Consider the following 6,371-nt stretch of genomic DNA (forward strand, 5'->3'; position numbering starts at 1 on the left):
CCCCCAACCGCACGGGCACCGGCGGGCGCGGGGTGCCGCGGCCGACCCATCCGGGGGCGCGCCCGCGGGCGCGGTACTCGCCCCAGGTCAGCAGCGCGGCGAGGACCACGAGGACGCAGCCGAGCACGGCGGCCGGCGTCCGGTCGAACGTGGCCCGGTAGCTCGTGTAGATGCCGAGCGTGAAGGTCTCGTAGCGCATCAGCGAGACCGCTCCGAAGTCACTGAGCACGTAGAGCGCGACGAGCAGGCCCGCCGCCGCCGCCGTCGGGCGGACCCGGCGCAGCGTGACCGACAGCAGGACCCGGCCCGGGCCGCGGCCGAGCGAGCGGGCGACCTCCTCCAGGCCGCCGTCGGACACCAGCAGCCCGGCCGCGACCGGCAGCAGCACGTACGGGTAGCTGACCAGGGTGAGCACCAGGAACGCGCCCGGGAAGCCCGCCAGCCCCGGCCACTCGGCGATCCAAGTGAACCCGGCGACGTACGACGGGACCGCCAGCGGCAGCGCCAGGACCGCCGCCCACACCCGGCGGCCGGGCAGGTCGGTGCGGGCCACCAGCCAGGCCAGCCCGCAGCCGAGGACGAGGCAGGCCGCCGTGACCGAGCCCGCGAGCAGCACGCTGCGGGTCAGCAGCTCGCCGGTCCGCGGCCGGGCCAGGATCCCGGCGACCGTGCCGGGACCCGCCTCCAGGGCGCGGACGCCCAGATAGAGCAGGGGGACGCAGGCCAGCGCGCCGGTGACCGCGGCCGCGGCGAGCAGGGCCCGGGGCGCGGCCCCCGGCCGGGCGGGGCGCCGCGTCGACGGGGGCGCGGTCACGCCAGACCGGTCTCCTGCAGCAGCGTCAGCGACTGCTGCAGCGACGCCAGGTCGGACAGGTCGATGTCCGGCGGCTGCAGCTGGTCGAGCGGCTGCAGCGTGTGCCGGGTGGACGTGACGCCCGCGCGGACCGGGTACTCGGCCGTCTCGTCGGCGAAGTACTGCTGGGCCTCGGGGGAGACCAGGAACTCGACGGCGCGGCGGGCCATCTCCTGCTGCGCGGTCCCGGCGACCACCCCGGCGCCGGCCACGTTGACCAGGCCGAGCGGGTCCCCACCCGGCACGTAGTGCACGCGGGCCGGGACGGCCTGCTCGCCCACCTCGGCCACGCGCTCGTACCAGTAGTAGTGGTTGGACAGGCCGAGGGCGATCTGCCCGGCGTTCACGGCGTCGAGGATCTGGATGTTGTTGTCGAAGCGGACGGGCTGGTTCGCCGCGAAGGCCTGCAGCCAGGCCCGGGCGCCGTCCTCGCCGCGCAGCACCCGGACCCCGGTCACGAAGGCCTGCCACGAGGCGTTGGTCGGGGCGTAGCCGATCTTCCCGCGCCACCGCGGGTCGGTCACGGCGTCGAGCGTGGCCGGGAGGTCCGCCTCGGGGACCTGCCGCGGGTCGTAGAACAGCACCCGGGAGCGGGCCGAGGTCGCGACCCAGCTGCCGTCGTCCGCGCGGTAGGCCGCCGGGACGGCGTCGAGGGCCGCGGGGGGAAGCGGCTCCAGCCGGTTCGCCTCGTCGAGCGCGCCGAGGGCGCCCGCGTCCTGGCTGAAGAACACGTCCGCCTCGGTGCCGGTGCCCTCCTCCAGCAGCTGGGCGGCGAGCTCGGCGCTCCCGCCGTAGCGCACCTCGACCGTCCCGCCGACCCGCTCCTCCAGCTTCTCCAGCAGCCCGCCGACGAGCTGCTCGTTGCGGCCCGAGTAGATCGTCAGGTCCGGGGAGCTGCCGCAGGCGGTCAGCGGCGCGACGACGGCGACCGCCGCGAGCGTGGCGACGGCGATCCGGACGCAGCGGGGGACGCGGGTGCGCGGCACGGGTGGGCTCCTTCGTCGGCGGGCGCATCGCCCGTGTCAGGGGAGCATAGCCTTCCGTGGGACTCAGTTTGCCTACCCTTTACCGACCGGTCGCGGCGGTCGGTCAGGCGCCCTTGGCCTCGCGGTAGAAGCGCTCGGCCCCGGGGTGCAGCGGCACGGGCTGGGTGCCGATGGCGGCGCGGGCGTCGATCGTCAGCGCGGCCGGGCTGGTGGCGGCGAGCCGGGGCTGCTCGGCGAAGATCGTGCCGACGAGGGCGCCGGCCAGGTCGTCGTCGAGCGCGGCGGGGACGAGCAGCAGGTTCCGCACGAACAGGGTGGCCACCGGCTCGCCGATGTCGTAGGCGGAGGCCGGCACGGTGCCCGACGAGTACACGGGGTGGCGCGCCCGCACGGCCTCGAGCACGTCGGTCAGGTCCAGCAACCGGATCGGCGTGGTCGCCGCGAGGTCGGAGACGCCCGCGGTCGGCACGCCGCCGAACCAGAAGAAGGCCTCGATCGTCCCGTCGCGCAGCGCCGCGGTCGAGTCGGACAGGCCGAGCTGGCGGGCGTCGACGTCGCGGTCCGGGTCCACGCCCGCGCTCTCCAGCAGCCGGCGGGACGCGGCGTAGTAGCCCGAGGTCGGCGGCCCGATCGAGACGGCGCGTCCGCGCAGGTCCGCGATGCGCCGGGCCGGCGAGTCCCGGCGGACCACCACGTGCAGTGCGTCGTCGTAGATCCGCGCGAGGGCGCGCGGGGCGCGGGGATCGCCCGGCGCGAGGCCGGCGAGCCGTTCGGCCGCGGTGTCGACCTGGCTGAACGCGACGTCGGCGGTGCCCCGGGCCAGCCGGTCGAGGTTGTCCACCGATCCCGCCGTCGTCAGGACGGTGGGGGCGGCGCCCAGGCCGAGGTGCTCGCGCCAGACCTCGGCGAGCGTGCCGGCGAGCCGGAAGTAGACGCCCGAGGCCACCCCCGCGGCGATCGACAGCCTCCGCCCGGAGAAGTCGGCGCCGCAGGCGGCCAGGCCGGGGAGCACGGCGAGAGCCGCGAGGACGCGCAGGGCGGACCGACGGTCCAGCCGGCGTCCGGGCTCCATCGCCGCATCGTGCCGGACCGGCGGCCGCGCTGTCGTCCCCGGGGCCCGTGCCGTCGTCCGTGAGGCATACCCTCGTGACGTGACCCGCAGCTACACCATCCGCACCTACGGGTGCCAGATGAACGTGCACGACTCCGAGCGGATGGCCGGTCTGCTGGAGTCCGCGGGCTATGCGCGCGCCGAGGACCCGGCACGGGCCGACGTGGTCGTGTTCAACACCTGCGCCGTCCGGGAGAACGCGGACAACAAGCTCTACGGCAACCTCGGCCACCTGCGCCCGGCCAAGACGGCCAACCCGGACATGCAGATCGCGGTCGGCGGCTGCCTCGCGCAGAAGGACCGCGACACGATCACGAAGAAGGCCCCGTGGGTCGACGTCGTGTTCGGCACGCACAACGTCGGGTCGCTGCCCGCGCTGCTCGAGCGCGCCCGGCACAACCGCGCGGCCGAGGTCGAGATCCTCGAGTCGCTCGAGGTCTTCCCCTCGACGCTGCCCGCGCGCCGCGAGTCCGCCTACGCCGGCTGGGTCTCGATCTCGGTGGGCTGCAACAACACCTGCACCTTCTGCATCGTGCCGTCGCTGCGCGGCAAGGAGCGCGACCGCCGTCCCGGGGACATCCTCGCGGAGGTCGAGGCGCTCGCCGCGGACGGTGTGCTCGAGGTGACCCTGCTGGGCCAGAACGTCAACGCCTACGGCTCGGAGTTCGGCGACCGCGGCGCGTTCGCGAAGCTGCTGCGCTCCTGCGGCACCGTCGAGGGGCTCGAGCGCGTGCGGTTCACCTCGCCGCACCCGCGGGACTTCACCTCGGACGTCATCGCCGCCATGGCCGAGACGCCCAACGTCTGCCCCCAGCTGCACATGCCGCTGCAGTCCGGTTCGGACCGGGTGCTGCGCGCGATGCGGCGCTCGTACCGCTCCGAGCGGTTCCTCGGGATCCTCGACGAGGTCCGGGCCTCGATCCCCGACGCCGCGGTGTCCACGGACATCATCGTCGGGTTCCCGGGGGAGACCGAGGAGGACTTCGCGCAGACCCTCGAGGTGGTGCGCCGGGCCCGGTTCGCGCAGGCCTTCACGTTCCAGTACTCGCCCCGCCCCGGCACCCCGGCGGCCGAGCTGCCGGACCAGCTGCCCAAGGCCGTCGTGCAGGAGCGGTACGAGCGGCTGGTGGCGCTGCAGGAGCAGATCTCCTGGGAGGAGAACCGGGCGCTCGAGGGCCGCGAGGTCGAGGTGCTCGTCAGCACGGGCGAGGGCCGCAAGGACGGCGCCACCCGGCGGATGAGCGGGCGGGCCCGGGACGGCCGGCTGGTGCACTTCGCGCCCGGGCGGGACGGCATCCGGCCCGGCGACCTCGTCACCGTGCGGATCGGGTACGGCGCGCCGCACCACCTCGTCGCCGACGACGGGGTGCTGGGCCACCGTCGCACCCGCGCCGGCGACGCGCACGAGGCCGGGCAACGGCCGGGAGGCGCGCCCACCGGGCTGGGCCTGCCGGGCTTCGGGAAGCCCGCCGCCGAGCCGGTCGCGGCCGGCTGCGGGGTGCAGGGATCGTGAGCGAGGGACGGACGGAGCGGACGATGAGCGACGAGCGCGCCTCCGGCGGGGACCGGCAGGGGTCGGGCGGCGACCGGGCGCCGTGGGACCGTGACCCGGACCCGACGCTGTCGGCCCTGGAGACCGAGCTCGCCGGCGTGGCCCGGCGGGTGGAGCGGAAGATCGACCCGGGGGTGGCCGCGCTGGTCGCCGCGATCGGCACCCTGGCCGTCGTCGCGGCGCTGCTGCTGCCCTGGGTCGACGGCGCCACCGGCTGGCAGCTGCTGGTCGGCGCGCAGTCGGTCGGGCCGCTGCCGCGGCTGTTCACCTTCACCGCCACCGCGTTCGGGATCGTCACCTCCGCGCTCGCGCTGACCACCCGCTACTGGGCGCTGGCCTGGATCTCCGCCGTCGGCTGCGGGATCTCCCTGGTCAACGGCGTGTGGGCGGTGTGGAGCCGGCAGACCGTGGCCCCCGAGGGCGTCGAGGGCCCCGGCCCCGGTCTGATCCTCGCGGTGGTCGGGGTGGCGCTGCTGACCTTCACCTGGGCCCGCATCTCCCTCCAGCGCCGCTGACACAACAAGCCAGCTCAGCGGTCCTGGACGGACTGCTCCGCGGTCTCCAGCCACTCCCGCCACTGCGCGGCCTGCGACTCCGCCTGCTCCGCGCGACGCTTGTCGCCGGAGGCGCGGGCCTTCTCGGCCTGGGCCTCGAACTGGGCGACGCGGTCGCGGAACTGGGCGACGCGGGCCTCGGCCTCGGGGTCGGTGCGCCGCCACTGCCGGTCGGCGGCGTCGCGCACGGCCTCCTCGACGGCCCGCAGCCGCTGCTCCAGGGGCCGCATGTCCTCGCGCGGGACCTTGCCGATCTCCTCCCAGCGCTCCTGGACGTGGCGCAGCGCGAGCCGGGCGGCGTCGGGGTCCGAGGTGTCGATCTTCTCGGCCTCGTCGAGCAGCGAGCGCTTGGCGTCGGCGTTGGCCGCGAACTCGGAGTCCCGCTCGGCGAAGACGGACGAGCGACGCGAGAAGAAGGCGTCCTGCGCGCTGCGGAAGCGGTGCCAGAGGGCGTCGTCGGCGTCCTTCTGGGCGCGGCCGGCCGCCTTCCACTCCGCCATGAGGTCGCGGTAGCGGGCGGCGGTGGGGCCCCAGTCGTCCGACTCCGAGAGCGCCTCGGCCTCGGCGACCAGCTCCTCCTTGCGCGCCTTGGCGCCCGCGCGCTGACGGTCCAGGTCGGCGAAGTGCGAGCCGCGGCGCCGGTTGAAGGCCTCGCGGGCGCGGGAGAAGCGCTTCCAGAGGGCCTCGTCCGTCTTGCGGTCGATGCCCTTGATGGTGCGCCACTCGTCGAGGATCGCCTTGTAGCGGTCGCCCGCCTGCTTCCACTGCGTGGACTCGGAGGCCATGGTCTCGGCCTCGGCGACCAGCGCCTCCTTGCGGGCGATCGCGGCGTGCCGCTGCTCGTCCCGGGCGGTGCGGGCGGTGGCGACCGCGTCCTCGGCCATCCCGACGAGCTCGTCGAGCCGCTTGTGCAGCCCGTCGAGATCGCCGACGACGGCGGCCTCGTCGAGCCCGTCCCGCAGGGCCTTGGCGCTGGTCAACGCGTGCTTCGGGTCGCCACCGCCCGTGGCGATGCGGGCGACGAGCAGTTCGGCCTCGGCGAGCAGGTCGTCGAAGCGGCGGGCGAAGTGGGCCAGGCCCTCGTCCGGGGCGCCGGCCTGCCAGGAGCCGACCCGGCGCTCGCCCTCGGCGGTGCGGACGAAGACGGCGCCCTCCTCGTCGACCCGGCCCCAGCGCGACGGGTTCTCCGACGCCGTCGCGACGGGCGAGGGCTCGACGGGCGGTGCGGCGGGCCGGGCCACCGGGGCGGGCTGGGCCGGGCGACTCGGGCCGGCACCCGGGGGCGGGCGCGGCGGATCAGCGAGTTCCCGATCTG

The 6,371-nt window shown here is 75.7% G+C and carries 6 protein-coding genes; 2 read left to right on the top strand and 4 right to left on the bottom strand.

Annotated features, from left to right (window positions below; translation table 11 throughout):
* The 3 genes from AB0B41_RS42335 to AB0B41_RS42345 all read right to left on the bottom strand — a co-directional run.
* Positions 1-814 (bottom strand): ABC transporter permease subunit (locus AB0B41_RS42335; RefSeq protein ID WP_358212781.1); only part of this gene is annotated, 814 nt, incomplete at its 3' end.
* A complete protein-coding gene (locus AB0B41_RS42340; RefSeq protein ID WP_358212783.1) occupies positions 811-1,839 on the bottom strand; it encodes an iron ABC transporter substrate-binding protein in 1,029 nt (342 codons plus the stop codon). The genes AB0B41_RS42340 and AB0B41_RS42335, both read right to left, overlap by 4 nt.
* A gap of 103 nt (positions 1,840-1,942) precedes the next feature.
* Positions 1,943-2,911 (bottom strand): TAXI family TRAP transporter solute-binding subunit, encoded by a 969-nt coding sequence (locus tag AB0B41_RS42345; protein WP_358212785.1) that lies wholly within the window; start codon positions 2,909-2,911, stop codon positions 1,943-1,945.
* 79 nt (positions 2,912-2,990) lie between these two features.
* On the opposite strand from AB0B41_RS42345, the gene miaB reads away from it, so the two are divergent.
* Together miaB and AB0B41_RS42355 are read left to right on the top strand one after the other, a co-directional pair.
* Entirely contained in the window at positions 2,991-4,463 is a 1,473-nt protein-coding gene (gene miaB / locus AB0B41_RS42350; protein WP_358212786.1) for a tRNA (N6-isopentenyl adenosine(37)-C2)-methylthiotransferase MiaB, read from the top strand.
* A 23-nt stretch (positions 4,464-4,486) separates the two neighbouring features.
* Complete coding sequence (locus AB0B41_RS42355) at positions 4,487-5,017, top strand: hypothetical protein (protein ID WP_358212788.1); 531 nt, start codon at positions 4,487-4,489, stop codon at positions 5,015-5,017.
* Between the two features lie 14 nt (positions 5,018-5,031).
* On the opposite strand, the gene AB0B41_RS42360 is transcribed toward AB0B41_RS42355, so the two are convergent.
* Entirely contained in the window at positions 5,032-6,297 is a 1,266-nt protein-coding gene (locus AB0B41_RS42360) for a DUF349 domain-containing protein (RefSeq protein ID WP_358212790.1), read from the bottom strand.
* Positions 6,298-6,371: the final 74 nt, after the last annotated feature.

Origin of the sequence: Pseudonocardia sp. NPDC049154 (assembly GCF_040648315.1) — a bacterium.
In the GTDB taxonomy this organism is placed as follows: Bacteria; Actinomycetota; Actinomycetes; order Mycobacteriales; family Pseudonocardiaceae; genus Pseudonocardia.